Here is an 18019-nt window from a genome sequence, read left to right as displayed (position 1 = left end):
TGCTGCCCGCCTCAGCCGTGCCGGACACGGTCAGGCCACCGTCGGCATTCGCCGTGACGTTGACGCTTGGTGCATCCGGCGCGGTGGTATCGGCGTAGTTCTCGGTCACCGAGGCACCGGTRTTRCCGGCTTCGTCGGTGGCGTTGACGCTGACTTCGCCGGTGGGTTGATCTTCCGGCGAGGTGATCGACCAGGAACCGTCTTCACCGACRACTACGCTGCCGGTGGAGCCATCCGGATAGGTCACGGTGACGGTGCTGCCCGGCTCGGCGCTGCCGCCGACGGTGATGCTGCCGTCCTCGTTGGTGACGATGGGATCGAGTACCGGTGCTTSCGGCGCGGTGCYRTCGRTGTAGCCCTGGGTGGTGGCATCGCCGGTATTGCCGGCGGCGTCGGTCGCGCTGGCGCTCACCTCACCCGTGGTTTGCGGGACCGTGGTGGTGATGCTGTAGCTGCCATCGCCACCCGCCGTAGCGGAGCCGGTGGTGCCATCCGGGAAGGTGACGGTTACGGTGCTACCGGCTTCCGCCGTGCCAGTCACGGTCAGGCCGCCATCGGCATTGGCGGTAACGTTGACGCTCGGCGCACCCGGCGCGGTGGTGTCGGCAAACTCGCCAGTAGCAGACGGGCCAGTATTGCCGGCCTCGTCAGTAGCCTTGGCGCTCACGTCACCGCTGGGCTGGTTGCCCGGCGAAGTGATGCTGAAGCTGCCGTCCTCGCCCGCTACCACAGAGCCAGTGCTGCCATCCGGATAAGTGACGGTGACAGTGCTGCCCGGCTCGGCGCTGCCGCCGACGGTGACGCTGCCATCGTCGTTGGTAACGATCGGGTCGAGGGCCGGTGCTTGCGGCGCGGTGCTGTCGGTATAGGTGACCGTGCTCGAGTCGCCGGTATTGCCGGCAGCATCGCTCGCACTGGCACTGACCTCGCCACTGGTTTGCGGGACGTGAGTGGTGATTTCGTAGCTGCCGTCGCCGCCGGCTGTTGCGGTGGCGGTACTACCGTCAGGGAAGGTGACGGTGACAGTCGTGCCCGGCTCGGCGCTGCCAGCCACGGTCAGGCCGCCATCGGGATTGGCCGTGACGGTGACGCTTGGCGCATCCGGCGCGGTGGTGTCGGCGTAGTTCTCGGTCACCGAGGCGCCAGTATTGCCGGCTTCGTCGGTGGCGTTGACGCTGATTTCGCCAGTGGGCTGGTTTTCCGGCGAGGTGAGGCTGAAGCTGCCGTCTTCGCCAACCACCACGGAGCCAGTGCTGCCATCCGGGTAAGTGACGGTGACGGTGCTGCCCGGCTCCGCGCTGCCGCCGACGGTGATACTGCCGTCTTCGTTGGTGACGACCGGATCGAGGACAGGCGCCTCAGGACCGGTCGTATCGGCATAGGACTGGGTGGTGGCGTCGCCCGTGTTGCCGGCCGCGTCGGTCGCCGTCGCGCTGACGTCGCCGCTGGTCTGCGGCACGTTCGTGGTGACGCTGTAGCTGCCGTCGGAACCGGCGGTTGCGGTGCCGGTGCTGCCATCCGGGTAGGTCACGGTGACGGTGCTGCCCGCCTCTGCCGTGCCGCTGACGGTCAGGCCGCCGTCCGCATTGGCCGTGACGGTAATGCTCGGTGCCTCCGGGGCGGTGGTGTCGGTGTAGTTCTCGGTCACCGAGGCACCGGTATTACCCGCTTCATCGGTGGCGTTGACGCTGATTTCACCGGTGGGCTGGTTCTCCGGCGAGGTGACGCTGAAGCTGCCGTCTTCGCCCACGACCACGTTGCCGGTGCTGCCATCCGGGTAGGTGACTGTCACGGTGCTACCCGGCTCAGCCGAACCGCCAATGGTGATGCTGCCGTCGTCATTGGTAACGACCGGGTCAAGCACGGGCGCTTGCGGCGCAGTGCTGTCGGTGTAGCTGAAGGTGGTCGAATCGCCGGTGTTGCCCGCCGCGTCCGTCGCGCTCGCGCTGACGTCGCCGCTGGTCTGCGGCACGTTCGTGGTGACGCTGTAGCTGCCATCGGAGCCAGCAGTCGCCGTGCCGGTGCTGCCATCCGGGTAGGTCACGGTCACGCTGGTGCCCGGCTCGGCATTACCGGTCACAGTCAGGCCACCATCGGCATTGGCCGTGACGCTCACGCTCGGCGCCTCCGGCGCGGTAGTGTCGGTGTAGCTTTCGCTGGCCGACGGACCGGTGTTGCCGGCTTCGTCGGTGGCGTTGACGCTGATCTCACCGGTGGGCTGGTTCTCTGGCGAGGTCATGCTGAAGCTGCCGTCGTCACCGACGACCACGCTGCCAGTACTGCCATCCGGGTAGGTGACCGTCACGGTGCTGCCCGGCTCTGCCGAGCCGCCGACGGTGACACTGCCATCATCGTTGGTGACGATGGGGTCGAGTACCGGCGCTTGCGGGGCGGTGCTGTCGGCATAGCTGAAGGTGGTCGAATCGCCGGTATTGCCAGCGGCGTCGGTCGCGCTCGCGCTGACGTCACCGCTGGTCTGCGGAACACTCGAGGTGATGCTGTAGCTACCATCGCTAGCCGCGGTCGCTGTGCCGGTGCTGCCATCGGGGAAGGTCACGGTGACTGTACTGCCCGCCTCCGCCGAGCCGGTCACGGTCAGGCCGCCGTCGGCATTGGCCGTGACGTTCACGCTCGGTGCATCCGGCGCGGTGGTGTCGGCGTAGTTCTCGGTCACCGAGGCGCCGGTATTGCCCGCTTCATCGGTGGCGTTGACGCTGACTTCGCCGGTGGGCTGATCTTCCGGCGAGGTAATCGACCAGGAGCCATCCTCCCCCACCACCACGGAACCGGTGCTGCCATCCGGATAGGTGACAGTGACGGTGCTGCCCGGTTCGGCACTACCGCCAACGGTGATGCTGCCATCGTCGTTGGTGACGATCGGGTCGAGCACCGGCGCCTCCGGCGCGGTGCTGTCGGTGTAGCTCTGAGTCGTGGCATCGCCGGTGTTGCCGGCGGCGTCGGTCGCGCTGGCGCTGACGTCACCGCTGGTCTGCGGCACATGGGTCGTGACGCTGTATTCGCCGTTATCGCCGGCGGTGACGGTCGCAGTGGTGCCATCCGGGAAAGTCACGGTGACGGTGCTGCCCGCTTCCGCGCTGCCGCTGACGGTGAGACCGCCGTCGGCATTCGCGCTGACGGTGACACCCGGCGCGTCGGGCGCGGTGGTATCGGCGAACTCGCCGGTGGCTGCCGGGCCGGTGTTACCGGCTTCGTCGGTAGCCTTGGCGCTTACGTCGCCACTCGGCTGGTTGGCGGGCGAGGTGATGCTGAAGCTGCCGTCCTCACCTGCCACCACGCTGCCGGTGGTGCCATCCGGGTAGGTGACGGTCACGGTGCTACCCGGCTCAGCCGAGCCGCCGACAGTGACACTGCCATCACCGTTGGTGACGATGGGATCGAGGGCCGGCGCTTGCGGCGCGGTGCTGTCGATGTAGCCCTGGGTGGTGCTGTCGCCAGTATTACCGGCGGCGTCGGTCGCGCTCGCGCTGACGTCGCCATTGGTTTGCGGGACGTGGGTGGTGATGTCGTAACTGCCGTCGCTGCCCGCCGTGGCGCTGCCGGTGGAGCCGTCCGGGAAGGTGACGGTCACAGTGGTGCCCGGCTCGGCGCTGCCGGTCACGGTCAGGCCACCGTCGGCATTGGCCGTGACGTTGACACTCGGTGCCTCCGGTGCGGTGGTGTCCACGTAGTTCTCGGTCACCGAAGCGCCGGTATTGCCCGCTTCGTCGGTGGCATTGACGCTGATTTCGCCGGTGGGTTGGTTCTCCGGCGAGGTGATGCTGAAGTTGCCATCCTCACCCACGACCACAAAATCGGTGCTGCCATCGGGATAGGTGACCGTCACGGTGCTGCCCGGCTCTGCCGAACCGCCAATGGTGATGCTACCGTCGTCGTTGGTGACGATCGGACCGAGGACCGGCGCTTCCGGTGCGGTGCTGTCGGTGTAGCCCTGAGTCGTGGCGTCGCCGGTATTGCCAGCAGCGTCGGTCGCACTCGCGCTGACCTCGCCATTGGTTTGCGGGACGTGAGTGGTGACGCTGTAGCTGCCATCGGAGCCGGCAGTCGCCGTACCGGTGCTGCCATCCGGATAGATCACGGTGACGGTACTGCCCGCCTCTGCCATACCGGTCACGGTCAGGCCGCCATCGGCGTTGGCCGTGACGTTCACGCTCGGTGCTTCCGGCGCAGTGGTATCAATGAAGCTTTCACTGGCCGACGGGCCGGTGTTGCCGGCTTCGTCAGTGGCGTTGACGCTGATCTCTCCGGTGGGTTGGTTCACCGGCGACGTCATGGTGAAGCTGCCGTCTTCACCAACGACCACGGAGTTGGTGCTGCCGTCCGGATAGGTGACGGTCACGGTGCTGCCCGGCTCAGCCGAACCACCAATGGTGATGCTGCCGTCGTCGTTGGTGACGATCGGGCCAAGTACCGGCGCTTCCGGTGCGGTGCTATCGGTGTAGCTCTGGGTGGTGGAGTCACCGGAGTTGCCAGCGGCGTCCGTTGCCGTTGCAGTCACGTCGCCGCTGGTCTGCGGAACATGGGTCGTGATGTCGTARCTGCCGTCGCYGCCCGCCGTGGCGCTGCCGGTGGAACCGTCCGGGAAGGTGACGGTSACAGTSGTGCCGGGCTCGGCGCTACCGGTCACAGTCAGGCCGCCATCGGCATTGGCCGTGACGGTGACGCTCGGTGCATCCGGTGCGGTAGTGTCGCTGTAGCTCTCGGTCACCGAAGCACCGGTATTGCCCGCTTCGTCAGTGGCGTTGACGCTGATTTCGCCAGTGGGCTGATTCTCCGGCGAGGTGATGCTGAAGTTGCCATCCTCACCGACGACCACCGAGCCGGTGCTGCCATCCGGGTAGGTGACGGTCACGGTGCTGCCTGGTTCGGCCGAACCGCCAATGGTGATGCTGCCGTCGTCGTTGGTGACGATGGGGTCGAGGACTGGCGCCTCCGGCGCGGTGCTGTCGGTGTAGACCTGAGTAGTGCTGTCGCCGGTATTGCCAGCGGTGTCGGTCGCGCTCGCACTGACGTTGCCGCTGGTTTGTGGCACGTTCGTGGTGACGCTGTAGCTGCCATCGGAGCCGGCAGTCGCCGTGCCGATGGTGCCATCCGGGTAAGTCACGGTCACGGTCGTACCCGGCTCAGCGCTACCGGTCACGGTCAGGCCACCGTCGGCATTGGCCGTGACGGTGACGCTCGGTGCCTSCGGGGCGGTGGTGTCGGTGTAGTTYTCGGTCACCGAGGCGCCGGTATTGCCCGCTTCGTCGGTGGCGTTGACGCTGATTTCGCCRGTGGGTTGGTTCTCCGGCGAAGTCATGCTGAAGCTGCCGTCTTCACCGACGACCACCGAGCCGGTGCTGCCATCGGGATAGGTGACCGTCACGGTGCTACCCGGCTCGGCACTACCGCCTACGGTGATGCTGCCATCGTCGTTGGTGACGATCGGGTCGAGTACCGGCGCCTCCGGCGCGGTGCTGTCCGTGTAGCTGAAGCTGGTCTCCCCCCCGGTATTGCCAGCCGCGTCGGTCGCACTCGCGCTGACCTCCCCGCTGGTCTGCGGAACATGGGTGGTGATGCCATAGCTGCCATCGCTGCCAGCGGTGGCAGTACCGGTGGAGCCGTCCGGGAAGGTGACGGTGATGGTCGAGCCCGGTTCGGCGCTGCCGGTCACGGTCAGGCCGCCGTCGGCATTCGCCGTAACATTCACGCTCGGTGCACCCGGCGCGGTGGTGTCGGTGAAGTTTTCGCTGGTCGATGGACCGGTGTTGCCGGCTTCGTCAGTGGCGTTGACGCTGATCTCACCGCTGGGCTGATTCTCCGGCGAGGTGAGGCTGAAGCTGCCGTCTTCGCCCACCACCACGGAGCCGGTGGAGCCATCCGGATAGGTCACTGTGACGGTGCTGCCCGCCTCGGCGGTGCCGCCGACGGTAACGCTACCATCTTCGTTGGTAATGATCGGGCCCAGCACGGGAGCATCGGGCGCGGTGCTGTCGGCGAAATTATCAGTGGCGGCCGGGCCGGTGTTGCCGTCCAGGTCGGTAGCCGTTGCGCTGACTTCACCATTGGGCTGCGGACCAGCGGAGGTCACCGAGAAGGCGCCGTTCGCATCGGCGACCGTGGTGCCAGTGGATCCGTCCGGGAAAGTCACGGTGACGGTGCAGCCCGGTTCGGCGCTACCGCAGACGGTGACCGAGCCACCAAAGAGGGTAACCAGCGGATCGAGCAGCGGCGCATCCGGCGGGGTGCTATCGACGTAGGCCAGGTTGCCGGGCTCGCCGGTGTTGCCAAACACATCAGTGGCGGTGGCGCTGATGTCGCCACTGGCCTGGGGCACATGGGTGGTGATGCTGTACTGGCCGTTGCCATCCGCCATGACGTTACCCACCGAGCCATCCGGGAAGGTAACGGTGACGATGCTGCCGGCTTCGGCGCTGCCACTGATGGTGAGGCCGCCATCGGCGTTTTCAGTGACGCTGATGCTCGGCGCTGCCGGCGGCGTGGTATCGACGTAGGGCAGTTGGGTCCCAGGGCTGGTGTTGCCGGCATTGTCGGTGGCGCTTGCCGTCAGGTCGCCCGAAGGCTGGTCGGGCGGCGACGTCATGCTATAGCCGCCGTCCTCGCCGACGACGACGCTGCCGGTACTGCCATCGGGATAGGTGACGGTGACGGTGCTACCCGGTTCCGCACTACCACTGACCGTCACGCTGCCGTCGGCGTTGGTGGTCACCTCGATGCTGGGTGCATTCGGTGCAGTGGTATCGGTGTAGTCGACATGGGCGTTGCTGCTGTTGCCCTTGCCATCCTCGACGTGAACATCCACGCCACCGCTGCTCTGCGGCGTGGACGTGGACGCCTGGTAGTGACCGTTGGCATCCGCCACCACGGTCGTGCTGGAGCCATCCGGGAAGGTCACGGTCACGCTGGCGCCAGGGCTGGTTGTGCCGCTGACGATCAGCCCGCCCGCTTCACCAGCCTGCAGATCGGCGGTGGGAGCCTTGAGCCCGCTGCCACCATGATGCCCGCCGCCACCGCCGCCGCTGTTGGAAGCGGCAACGCCACCGGCAACCAGCGCCAGGCCACCCAGTACCCAGGGCAGCGCGCCCTGATCGCCGCTCTCCGCCACCAGCAGCGACTCGACCGAGTCGACATCGCTGTAACCGGCAAAGACGGAACCTGAATCGTTGACGTCGGCAACCCAGTAATGGCCGTCGCCGCTGTCGAGTACCAGATCGCTGTTCGGGTCGCCGGGCGCCCCGAAGAACCCGTGGATGACAATGGTCTCGCCGTCCAGGGTCTTGATCACCAGCGCATTGCCTTCGCGGGTCATGCTGACGACCTGCTCCTTGCTCAAGGCCAGCTTCACGACCGAGGGCGCGCGAAGGGTCAGGTCAGCCTGGTTGATCTGGGTGGTCGCGTGGGTCGCCTTGTCGATTACAACGATTGTTTTAGCCATGATGGGCCTCGGAACTCGGCAGTCATGGGAACAATGGCGGCAGGGCCGTCGTCATCCCCTCTCGGAAAGGTCGGCCGCAAGCCAGAGGGCCTGCGGAACTACTTCAACCACGGGGTTCGAGGACTCGCCTCTGCGACAGGCAGGCGGAAACCGGCTGATCGGGGGAGGCAGTGGAATTATTGGAATTGAGTATCGAAAGGCCGATGGAGCTGTCCGCTGAGCCGTGCTCATGAGCAGGCACGTGACGAAGGCTCCCCGTGGATAATGTCGGCAGTATCCGTAGGGCCATTTCCCACTGACATCAGATGATTCCTAATCCCGCGCCCACAGAGTGTGTTCGCCGACAAAGCACTCTGCTGTGTCTGGCTCGCCCCTTGCCGGTGACGAGCGGGACTGGCAGGGAGAGGGCAGGGTTAGAGCGGAGCCTTTCAGGATCGCGAAGCTGGCATCGTGCCTCTCCGCGATCGGGAGCGCATGGCCGATCACCAACGGGCGCCTCCAGGCCTATAAAAAGAAAAACCCCGCAGCCAGGCGGGGTTTCTTCAGAGCGGCAAGTCAGTCCTTGCGCTGGGGGCTCAGCAACTCGATCTTGTAGCCGTCCGGGTCTTCGACGAAGGCCAGGATGCTGGTGCCGTGCTTCATCGGGCCCGGCTCGCGGGTGATCTTGCCACCGCGGGAGCGGATGTCCTCGCAGGCCTTGTAGACGTCGGCCACTTCCAGGGCGATATGGCCGTAGCCGGTGCCCAGTTCGTACTTGTCCACACCCCAGTTGTAGGTCAGCTCGATGACGCTGTTGTCGTCTTCGTTGCCGTAGCCGACAAAGGCCAAGGTGAACTGGCCGTCCGGGTAATCCTTGCGGCGCAGCAGGGTCATGCCCAGGACTTCGGTGTAGAAGGCGATGGATTTGTCCATGTCGCCGACGCGCAGCATGGTGTGCAGCAGTCTCATCGGTTCTTTCCTCATCAGGTGCCCGGATAGCGGGCTTATAAACACAAACCCCGGCTCGTGGCCGGGGATTGTTGTTTTTCTGTAGGAGCGAGCTTGCTCGCGAACCGCGCAAAAAGCAAAAGCTTCGCGAGCTGGCGCTCCTACATAGGTCGCTTAGAACAGCTTGCGGCCCTTGTTCGCGGCGATACGCATGCGCAGCGCGTTGAGCTTGATGAAGCCAGCAGCATCGGCCTGGTTGTAGGCGCCGCCGTCTTCCTCGAAGGTCGCGATGTTGGCATCGAACAGCGAGTCGTCGGACTTGCGGCCAACCACGATGACGTTGCCCTTGTACAGCTTCAGGCGCACGACGCCGTTCACGTGTTCCTGGGAGGCATCGATCATCTGCTGGAGCATCTCGCGCTCCGGGCTCCACCAGTAGCCGGTGTAGATCAGCTTGGCGTAGCGCGGCATCAGCTCGTCCTTCAGGTGAGCGACTTCGCGGTCCAGGGTGATCGACTCGATGGCACGGTGCGCCTTGAGCATGATGGTGCCGCCGGGGGTCTCGTAGCAGCCGCGGGACTTCATGCCGACGTAGCGGTTCTCGACGATGTCCAGACGGCCGATGCCGTTGGCGCCGCCGATGCGGTTCAGCTCGGTGAGTACCTGCGCCGGGCTCATGTCCTTGCCGTCGATGGCAACGATGTCACCCTTGCGGTAGGTCAGCTCGATGTAGGTGGCGGTGTCGGGGGCCTTCTCCGGGGAGACGGTCCACTTCCACATGTCCTCTTCGTGCTCGGTCCAGGTGTCTTCCAGCACGCCGCCTTCATAGGAGATGTGCAGCAGGTTGGCATCCATGGAGTACGGCGATTTCTTCTTGCCGTGGCGCTCGATCGGGATGTTGTGGGTTTCGGCGTAGTCCATCAGCTTCTCGCGGGACAGCAGGTCCCACTCGCGCCAGGGAGCGATGACCTTGACGCCCGGCTTCAGCGCGTAGGCGCCCAGCTCGAAGCGAACCTGGTCGTTGCCCTTGCCGGTGGCGCCATGGGAGATGGCGTCAGCGCCGGTGGCGTTGGCGATCTCGATCAGGCGCTTGGCGATCAGCGGACGAGCGATGGAAGTACCCAGCAGGTACTCGCCTTCGTAGACGGTGTTGGCACGGAACATCGGGAAGACGAAGTCGCGGACGAACTCTTCTCGCAGGTCCTCGATGAAGATCTCTTTCACGCCCATCTGCTTGGCCTTGGCGCGGGCCGGCTCGACCTCCTCGCCCTGACCCAGGTCAGCGGTAAAGGTCACTACTTCGCAGTTATAGGTATCCTGCAGCCACTTCAGAATCACGGAGGTGTCCAGGCCACCGGAATACGCCAGGACTACCTTCTTCACGTCCGCCATGCCACTCAACTCCACGGGGGTTGTCACGAAAGGGACCGATTCTACTGCCCGCCCAGGATAATTTACAGAGGGGCGACAGCTTTTGACGACAAAGCGACAAATACTATCGTCGGTGCGACCCGCCGCCGCAGGTTCAACCCTTGGGTGCAGCGGGTGGCGTGGCGGCGTTCGCGGCCGGCGTCGTGGGTGCGCCTTGGGACGGGGCGCTGGTGGCCGACGCAGGCGCGGCGGGAGCGGATGCAGCAGGCGCCACGGGTGCTTCAGCGGGCGCGGGCGGAGCTTCTTCGGTCACTGCTTCGCGGGACAGATTGACCGTCACCCGGCGGTTCTTCGCCCGGTTGGCGGCGGAGTTGTTCTTCACCAGCGGGTAGCGCTCGCCATAGAAGCGCACGGTGATCTGCGATTCGGCTACGCCGTTGGCCTTGAGGTACTCCATCACCGCGATGGCGCGGCGGCGCGAGGCTTCGCGGTTCGCCAGGCGGTTGCCACTGTTGTCGGAGTGACCATCCAGCTCGATGCGGTTCACCGTCGGGTCGGCCTTCATGTACTGCAGGATGAGATCCAGCTTGGCGCGCCCCAGCGGGTCGACCTCGGTGCCGCCGTCAGGGAAGCCGACCTGGCTCTGGCGCACCTGGTCGAAGTTCACCGGGAGCATCTTCGTCGAACAGTCCTGGAACTTCGCGTATCCATCGGCGAAACGCGTGGGCATCAGCCGCACCTGCAGGTTCTCGCCGGTGCGCGTGCGGTGGCGCACTTCCGGCGCGCGGCCCTCCAGCAGGCCGCCGAGCAAGCGCCCGGCCTGCTGCTGGGTGCTGTTGAACGGAACGTCGCCCGAACCCACCTGTACCGACCCCAGATTCAGATCACCCTGCCCCGGCCGCCATGGCGGCGCGGCGGCCAGCAGGGTTGCCGAGCCACTGCCCAGCCAGCCCGTCAGCGGCTTGAGACGGAATGTCGGCTGCTCGCCAGCGCGCCAGACGAATTCGCCCAGGCCGAAACCGGCCACGCTCTGCGACAACCGGCACTCGAACTGGTCACCCTCCACCGTCCATTGCGCACTTTCCAGGCGAGTCTGGAAGGTCAGCCCCCAGGCCGGAAGGCTCGCGCAAAGAGTGAGGAGAAGTAGAGATGGCTGGCGCACGGTGGCATCCACACAGATAAAAAGGCGTCCCACAATCTATCGGTCGGCCCTGGTAAAACTTGATAGCGAGTGCCGGCGGCGGCCTTTTCCGGTAGCATTTCACCCTCTTCCCGCTGCAACCGCACCCCTGGAATCCGCATGTCCGACCGCCTGACACTCCTGCGCCCCGACGACTGGCACATCCACCTGCGCGACGGCGCCGCACTCGCGCAAACCGTCGGCGACGCCGCCCGCACCTTCGGCCGCGCCATCATCATGCCGAACCTGGTCCCGCCGGTACGCAACGCCGCCGAAGCCGATGCCTATCGCCAGCGCATCCTGGCCGCCCGGCCGGCCGGCAGCCGCTTCGAGCCGCTGATGGTGCTCTACCTCACCGACCGCACCAGCGCCGAGGAAGTCCGCGCCGCCAAGGCCTCGGGCTTCGTGCACGCCGCCAAGCTCTATCCGGCCGGCGCCACCACCAACTCCGATTCCGGTGTGACCAGCGTCGACAACATCTTCCACGTCCTCGAAGCCATGGCCGAAGTCGGCCTGCCGCTGCTGGTACACGGTGAAGTGACCCGCGCGGAAGTCGACGTATTCGACCGCGAAAAGCGCTTTATCGATGAACACCTGACCCGCGTGGTCGAGCGCTTCCCGACTCTCAAGGTGGTCTTCGAGCACATCACCACCGGCGATGCCGCCGCCTTCGTCAAGGCCGCCCCGGCCAACGTTGGCGCCACCATCACCGCGCACCACCTGCTGTACAACCGCAACCACATGCTGGTTGGCGGCATCCGCCCGCACTTCTATTGCCTGCCGATCCTCAAGCGCAACACCCACCAGGAAGCCCTGCTGGATGCGGCCACCAGTGGCAGCCCGAAGTTCTTCCTCGGCACCGACTCGGCACCGCACGCGCGCCACGCCAAGGAAGCCGCCTGCGGTTGCGCCGGCTGCTACACCGCCTACGCCGCCATCGAGCTGTACGCGGAAGCCTTCGAGCAACGCAATGCGCTGGACAAGCTGGAGGGCTTCGCCAGCCTGCACGGCCCGGACTTCTACGGCCTGCCGCGCAACAGCGACCGCATCACCCTGGTGCGTGAAGAATGGGAAGCGCCGGCGGCCCTGCCGTTCGGCGACTTCGATGTAGTCCCGCTGCGTGCCGGCGAGAAACTGCGCTGGCGCCTGCTGGAGACCGTGGCATGAGTGACGAGAACGAAATCTTCGAAGAAGAACTCGACGGCTCCTTCCCGCCAGGCCCGCGCCACCCGATGGCACGTCGCTTCCGCGGCTACCTGCCGGTCGTGGTGGACGTCGAGACCGGCGGCTTTAACGCCGGCACCGACGCCCTGCTGGAAATCGCCGCCGTCACCATCGGCATGGACGAAAGCGGCTACCTGTTCCCCGAGCACACCTACTTCTTCCGTGTGGAGCCCTTCGAAGGCGCCAACATCGAGCAGGCCGCGCTGGAGTTCACCGGCATCAAGCTGGACCACCCGCTGCGCATGGCCGTGCCGGAAGAACAGGCACTCACCGAGATCTTCCGCGGCATCCGCAAGTCGCTGAAGTCCAATGGCTGCAAGCGGGCGATCCTGGTCGGCCACAACAGCAGCTTCGACCTGGGCTTCCTCAACGCGGCGGTCAACCGCAGCGGCGTGAAGCGCAACCCGTTCCACCCCTTCTCCAGCTTCGACACCGCGACCCTCGCCGGCCTCGCCTACGGCCAGACTGTCCTGGCGAAAGCCTGCCAGACCGCCGGTATCGAGTTCGACAACCGCGAAGCGCACTCGGCCCGTTACGACACCGAGAAGACCGCCGAGCTGTTCTGCGGCATCGTCAACCGCTGGAAGGAGTTCGGCGGCTGGATGGAAGACGATCACTGATCGGCTTCAACGCTCCATGAAAAAGCCCCGCACTTGCGGGGCTTTTTCATGGAGCCGGCATCAACACCCCGCCTTACCTGCAGGAGCGAGCTTGCTCTCGCGAACCCCAGCGTCTTCGGATGCCTGACAGGTGGGATTGGCGCCATAGCCCCCCAGTTCGCGAGCAAGCTCGCTCCTGCAAAAAACATATCGCTCCCGATGCCTATGCGCGCAGCCCGCAATCCACGCGGGTTAGACGCTAAGTCATTGAACCCAATGACCATTTGTCAGACAGCCTGGATGCGTACTCGGGAACTTTTGACAATCATTCTCATTATTATTAGTATCGCTTCCAACAACCCCACAGCGACTGTAGTGCAACCATGTACGTCTGCCTCTGCAACGGTGTTACCGATACCCAGATCCGCGATGCGATCTACGACGGCGCCTGCAATTACCGCGAAGTGCGCGAGTGCACCGGCGTCGGTACCCAGTGCGGCAAGTGCGCTTGCCTCGCCAAGCAGGTGGTTCGCGATACGCTCGGCGACCTGCAAAGCGCCCAGAGCATGAACTACAACCTGGCCTACGCGGCGAGTTGAAAAAATACCGCTGATCAGTTCAGCAAGAATTGCGAAGAAACCGGGCACTGGCCCGGTTTTTTTATGCCTGAAATTCAGGGATTTAGCGCCGGGATGCGGAATGAAAACATTCGCATTCATATTCCTTTTTATAACAAATTCAAGTACTTATGTTTGACATATGGTTATAAGGGGGCGAGAATTTCAATCTCTCCCACTCCACACGGCAGGACCCCGGCATGAAAGGCGACAAGAAAGTCATCCAGCATCTGAACAAGATCCTCGGCAACGAGCTGATCGCCATCAACCAGTACTTCCTGCACTCGCGCATGTGGAACGACTGGGGCCTGAAGCGCCTCGGCGCGCACGAGTACCACGAGTCCATCGATGAGATGAAGCACGCCGACAAGCTCATCGAACGCATACTGTTCCTCGAAGGCCTGCCCAACCTGCAGGACCTGGGCAAGCTGCTGATCGGCGAGAACACCCAGGAAATGCTGCAGTGCGACCTGAACCTGGAACTCAAGGCCGCCAAGGACCTGCGCGACGCCATCGTGCATTGCGAAAGCGTGCATGACTACGTCAGCCGCGACCTGCTCAAGGACATCCTCGAGTCCGAGGAAGAGCACATCGACTACCTGGAAACCCAGCTGGGCCTGATCCAGAAAGTCGGTCTGGAAAACTACCTGCAGTCGCACATGCACGAAGACGACTGATCAGGAACAAGGCACCGGCGCGGTTGTGGACGCCGGTGCCCTTCCCTTCTAGCCGTTCGTCTTCGGCGGACGCCGCACCAGTCCGGCCTTGAACACCAGGCCAGCGCACAGCCCGATCACCACCAGCAGCGACAGGCGCAGCCCCACATGCTCGGCGAGGAAGCCGATCAGCGGCGGGCCCAGCAACAAGCCGCCATAGCCGAACGACGCCACTGCGGCCACGCCGCGCGAAGGCTCGACGCCCGGCCGGTTGCCTGCCGCGCCGATCAGGATCGGCACCACCACCGACAACCCGGCGCCCACCAGGGCGAAACCGGCAATCGCGCCGGAAATCCATGGGCTGAACAGCGCCAGCAGCATGCCCGCGATGGCCAGCAGCGCCAGGTTGCGCACCAGCGCCTCGTCGGCGAAGCGCACGCGCAGACGGTCACCGAACAGACGCCCCAGCACCATGGTCGCGGAGAACGCCGCGAAGCCCAGTGCTGCCACTCGCTCCGACGCACCCATAACCTGGTGCAGCAACAGGGCGCCCCAGTCGGCGACCGCGCCTTCGGAAACGAACGCGCACAGCGTCAGCACCCCAAGACCTATCAGCGCCGGTGGCGGCAGGCGCCAGCCACGTTGGGCTGGCGCCTCCTCCTCCGTGGGCTCCGGGCGCCCTTCGAACAGATGACGGGCGAAGAACGGCAGGATCGCCACCGCGATGACGGCCAGCAGGGTGAAGTGCCAGACAGGCGCCATGCCGGCAAAAATCGCCGCGCCGATGGCGCCGGTGAGCCCGCCCAGGCTGTACATGCCATGCAGGCTGGAGATGCACGGCCGGCCGAGGCGCCGCTCCACTTCCACCGCCTGGGTGTTCATGGCCACGTCCATGGTCGCGAAGGTCAGGCCAACCAGTAGCAGCCCCGCCGCCAGGTACCAGACGTTAGGCGCCAGCCCGAGCAATGGGAAGCAAGCCATCAGCGCCAACCCGGAAACCACTGTGATCGCCCGGCTGCCATGGCGCCGTACCAATGCCCCGGCGAAAACGAATGCCAGCAGCGCGCCCACTCCGGCGCCCAGCAATGCCTGGCCCAGTTGCTGCTCGTCCACGCCGGTCATGTTCTTCAGCGCCGGCACCCGGCCCATCAGGCTGCCATGCACCATGCCGCCCATGGCGAAGCAATAGCCACACGCCCAGCGTGCGGCGTTGGCCCGTGATTGTTCACTCATCCTTTATTTCTTCCCAAAAACAAAGCCCCGCCAAGGCGGGGCTTTGTGCGACAGCACGAAAGACTCAGGCGTTGGCCTTGCCTACGGCGTCCTTGATCAGCGGTTGCAGCTCACCCTTTTCGAACATCTCGGCCAGGATGTCGCTGCCGCCGACCAGCTCGCCACCGACCCACAGTTGCGGGAAGGTCGGCCAGTTGGCGTACTTGGGCAGGTTGGCGCGAATTTCCGGATTCTGCAGGATGTCGACGTAGGCGAACTTCTCGCCACAAGCCATCAGGACCTGGGCGGCGCGGGACGAGAAACCGCACTGCGGAGCATTCGGCGAACCCTTCATGTACAGCAGGACAGGGTTATTGGCGATCTGCTCTTTGATGGTATCGATGATATCCATGAACTTCCTCGGCTGAACTATCAGATACTGATCCGGCAGCCGCCTCCTCGGATGGCGCTGGCCGGCACGGTACCGCGCATTGTACTGCAAAGCCGAGCGCTACGCTCGGCTTTGCAGATGCCTTGCGACAGCCTGTCAGGCGGCTTCGACCTCCACTGGCACACCGTTCAGCGCGGTGTTTCCGGAGAGCGCATCAAGATGTCGCTCGTCGGTGAGGTCGTTGGCACTGGCGCCGCCCTGCTCGCGGGCAATCGACAGCTGCACGCCCGGCCGTGCGTGCCCCCAGCCGTGGGGCAGGCTGACGACCCCGGCCATGACTTCGTCGCTGGCCGCAACCTCGATCTCGATGCTGCCGACCCGCGAGCGCACGCGTACCTTCTGCCCGTCCACCAGCCCGCGCGAGGCGAGGTCCTGCGGGTGCATGAGCAGTTGATGGCGCGGCTTGCCCTTCACCAAGCGGTGATAGTTGTGCATCCAGGAGTTGTTGCTGCGCACATGGCGGCGACCGATCAGCAGCAGCTGGTCAATGGCCGGCGACTGGGTATCGGCGAAGCGACGCAGGTCATTGAGGAAGATTTCCGGCGCCGCCTCGATGCTGCGGCTGGCGGTTTTCAACCGAGGTGCAAGGTTCGGCTGTAGTGGGCCCAGGTCCATACCGTGGGGATGCTCGCGCAACCGCGCCAAGTTCAGCTTGTGCTCGCTGGCGTCGCCGTAGGGCCCAAAACGCAGGCCCATCTCGATCATCTGCTCCGGCAACAGGGTCGGCTTCAGCTCGGCACCGCTGCGCGCCGCATAGGCCTTGGCCAGACCGACGAAGATTTCCCAGTCGTGCAGTGCGCCCTCGGGTTTCGGCAGGATCGCCTCGTTGAAGCGGGTGACGTTGCGTACGGCAAAGACGTTGAAAGTGGTGTCGTAGTGATCGTGCTCCAGCGGCGCGGTGGGCGGCAGGATCAGGTCGGCGTAGCGCGTGGTTTCGTTGATATAGAGGTCCACGCTGAGCATGAACTCCAGGCTATCCAGCGCCTGCTCCAGGCGGCGGCCATTGGGCGTGGACAGCACCGGATTACCCGCCACTGTCACCAGCGCACGCACCTGCCCTTCGCCTTCGGTAAGCATCTCTTCGGCCAGCGCTGCCACCGGCAGTTCGCCGCCATACTCCGGCAAGCCTGACACACGGCTCTGCCAGCGGTTGAACGCGCCACCCGCCGTGGTCGCCACCAGGTCAACCGCCGGTGTAGTGCACAGGGTGCCGCCGACACGGTCGAGGTTGCCGGTGACCAGGTTGATCAATTGCACCAACCACTGACAGAGGCTTCCGAAAACCTGGGTGGAAACGCCCATGCGCCCGTAGCAGACGGCCTTGTCGGCGGCGGCGAATTCCCGCGCCAACTGGCGGATATTGTCGGCCGGCACGCCGCAGCGCGTGGCCATGGCTTCGACCTTGAATGGCGCCAGCGCCTCGCGCACCGCGTCCAGGCCGTTGACCGGCAACGAAGCGTCGCGGGTCAGTCCTTCGCTGAGCAGCGTGTCGAGGATGCCCAGCAGCAGCGCGGCGTCCTCACCGGGGCGGACGAACAGGTGCTGGTCCGCAATCGCCGCGGTCTCGGTGCGACGCGGGTCGACTACCACCAGTTTGCCGCCGCGCGCCTTCACGGCCTTCAGACGTTTCTCCACGTCCGGCACGGTCATGATGCTGCCGTTGGACGCCAGCGGGTTGCCGCCCAGGATCAGCATGAAGTCGGTGTGGTCGATGTCCGGAATCGGGATCAGCAGGCCATGGCCGAACATCTGCTGGCTGACCAGATGATGCGGCAACTGGTCCACCGAGGTCGCGGAGTAGCGGTTGCGGGTCTTCAACTGGCCGAGGAAGTAGTTGCTATGGGTCATCAACCCGTAGTTGTGCACGCTGGGATTACCCTGGTAAACCGCCACCGCATCGTTGCCGTGACGCTCGCGGATGTCCGCCAGGCGCGTGGCCACCAGTTCGAAGGCCTCGTCCCAGCCGATCGGCTGCCACTCGTTGCCGACACGGCGCACCGGCTGGCGCAGGCGGTCCGGGTCGTTCTGGATATCCTGCAGCGCCACCGCCTTGGGGCAGATATGGCCACGGCTGAAGCTGTCCTGGGCGTCGCCCTTGATGGACAGGATGCGCTCGTCCTCGGTCTCGATGGTCAGGCCGCAGATGGCCTCGCACAGATGGCACGCACGGTGGTGGAGGGTCTTGCTCATGGCTCGCCTCGGTATTGTCGTTGCCAGCCATTCGACGGGCCGGTCATAGGGTCGCAAGCACTATGAATCCTGGCCTTGCGAAGCACCACCAGCTTCCGTCGGGTGAATTGCGCGGCATCAGGAACGACCATGGTGAAGC

11 protein-coding genes are annotated in these 18019 nt (G+C 65.1%); 4 read left to right on the top strand and 7 right to left on the bottom strand.

What is annotated here, in order from left to right:
- From A6723_RS12920 to A6723_RS12905, 4 genes are all read right to left on the bottom strand, one after another.
- Nucleotides 1-7453, bottom strand: a 7453-nt coding sequence (locus A6723_RS12920; protein WP_139092971.1) for an Ig-like domain-containing protein, incomplete at its 3' end; no start/stop codon positions are given.
- Between the two features lie 555 nt (nt 7454-8008).
- Nucleotides 8009-8401 carry a lactoylglutathione lyase gene (gloA, locus tag A6723_RS12915; protein WP_017521018.1) on the bottom strand — a complete coding sequence of 131 codons (393 nt, stop codon included), beginning with the start codon at nt 8399-8401 and terminating at the stop codon, nt 8009-8011.
- A 153-nt stretch (nt 8402-8554) separates the two neighbouring features.
- The gene (locus tag A6723_RS12910; RefSeq protein ID WP_054908855.1) at nt 8555-9772 is read right to left on the bottom strand and encodes an argininosuccinate synthase; all 1218 of its coding nucleotides are present in this window, start codon (nt 9770-9772) and stop codon (nt 8555-8557) included.
- A gap of 133 nt (nt 9773-9905) precedes the next feature.
- Nucleotides 9906-10913, bottom strand: a complete 1008-nt coding sequence (locus A6723_RS12905) for an OmpA family protein (RefSeq protein ID WP_054908871.1) — start codon at nt 10911-10913, stop codon at nt 9906-9908.
- A gap of 138 nt (nt 10914-11051) precedes the next feature.
- Between A6723_RS12905 and pyrC the strand changes: the two genes are divergently transcribed.
- The 4 genes from pyrC to bfrB all read left to right on the top strand — a co-directional run bounded on the left by pyrC (nt 11052) and on the right by bfrB (nt 14048).
- Entirely contained in the window at nt 11052-12098 is a 1047-nt protein-coding gene (gene pyrC / locus A6723_RS12900) for a dihydroorotase (protein ID WP_054908856.1), read from the top strand.
- Nucleotides 12095-12775: a ribonuclease T gene (gene rnt / locus A6723_RS12895; RefSeq protein ID WP_037011317.1), complete on the top strand. Its 681-nt coding sequence runs from the start codon at nt 12095-12097 to the stop codon at nt 12773-12775. The genes pyrC and rnt overlap by 4 nt, the downstream gene beginning before the upstream one ends.
- Before the next feature lie 362 nt (nt 12776-13137).
- Nucleotides 13138-13353: a bacterioferritin-associated ferredoxin gene (locus A6723_RS12890; protein ID WP_054908857.1), complete on the top strand. Its 216-nt coding sequence runs from the start codon at nt 13138-13140 to the stop codon at nt 13351-13353.
- Nucleotides 13354-13571: 218 nt separating this feature from the next.
- Nucleotides 13572-14048 carry a bacterioferritin BfrB gene (gene bfrB, locus A6723_RS12885; RefSeq protein ID WP_054908858.1) on the top strand — a complete coding sequence of 159 codons (477 nt, stop codon included), beginning with the start codon at nt 13572-13574 and terminating at the stop codon, nt 14046-14048.
- Between the two features lie 48 nt (nt 14049-14096).
- On the opposite strand, the gene A6723_RS12880 is transcribed toward bfrB, so the two are convergent.
- The 3 genes from A6723_RS12880 to A6723_RS12870 form a co-directional block, all read right to left on the bottom strand.
- Nucleotides 14097-15260: an MFS transporter gene (locus tag A6723_RS12880; protein WP_054908859.1), complete on the bottom strand. Its 1164-nt coding sequence runs from the start codon at nt 15258-15260 to the stop codon at nt 14097-14099.
- A 64-nt stretch (nt 15261-15324) separates the two neighbouring features.
- Complete coding sequence (gene grxD / locus A6723_RS12875; RefSeq protein WP_024765398.1) at nt 15325-15651, bottom strand: Grx4 family monothiol glutaredoxin; 327 nt, start codon at nt 15649-15651, stop codon at nt 15325-15327.
- Between the two features lie 135 nt (nt 15652-15786).
- Nucleotides 15787-17880: a molybdopterin oxidoreductase family protein gene (locus A6723_RS12870; protein WP_054908860.1), complete on the bottom strand. Its 2094-nt coding sequence runs from the start codon at nt 17878-17880 to the stop codon at nt 15787-15789.
- Between the last annotated feature and the right edge of the window lie 139 nt (nt 17881-18019).

The sequence above is a fragment of the Pseudomonas sp. AU11447 genome (assembly GCF_001672555.2).
GTDB classification, from domain to species: domain Bacteria; phylum Pseudomonadota; class Gammaproteobacteria; order Pseudomonadales; family Pseudomonadaceae; genus Pseudomonas; species Pseudomonas nitroreducens.
This window is presented reverse-complemented; position numbering and strand designations above follow the sequence as displayed.

Excerpts from the sequence above, each read along its gene's own strand:
- grxD (WP_024765398.1), bottom strand. The coding sequence starts at position 15,651 with ATGGATATCATCGATACCATCAAAGAGCAGATCGCCAATAACCCTGTC.
- A6723_RS12880 (WP_054908859.1), bottom strand. The coding sequence starts at position 15,260 with ATGAGTGAACAATCACGGGCCAACGCCGCACGCTGGGCGTGTGGCTAT.
- gloA (WP_017521018.1), bottom strand. The coding sequence starts at position 8,401 with ATGAGACTGCTGCACACCATGCTGCGCGTCGGCGACATGGACAAATCC.
- bfrB (WP_054908858.1), top strand. The coding sequence starts at position 13,572 with ATGAAAGGCGACAAGAAAGTCATCCAGCATCTGAACAAGATCCTCGGC.
- A6723_RS12910 (WP_054908855.1), bottom strand. The coding sequence starts at position 9,772 with ATGGCGGACGTGAAGAAGGTAGTCCTGGCGTATTCCGGTGGCCTGGAC.
- rnt (WP_037011317.1), top strand. The coding sequence starts at position 12,095 with ATGAGTGACGAGAACGAAATCTTCGAAGAAGAACTCGACGGCTCCTTC.
- A6723_RS12870 (WP_054908860.1), bottom strand. The coding sequence starts at position 17,880 with ATGAGCAAGACCCTCCACCACCGTGCGTGCCATCTGTGCGAGGCCATC.
- pyrC (WP_054908856.1), top strand. The coding sequence starts at position 11,052 with ATGTCCGACCGCCTGACACTCCTGCGCCCCGACGACTGGCACATCCAC.
- A6723_RS12890 (WP_054908857.1), top strand. The coding sequence starts at position 13,138 with ATGTACGTCTGCCTCTGCAACGGTGTTACCGATACCCAGATCCGCGAT.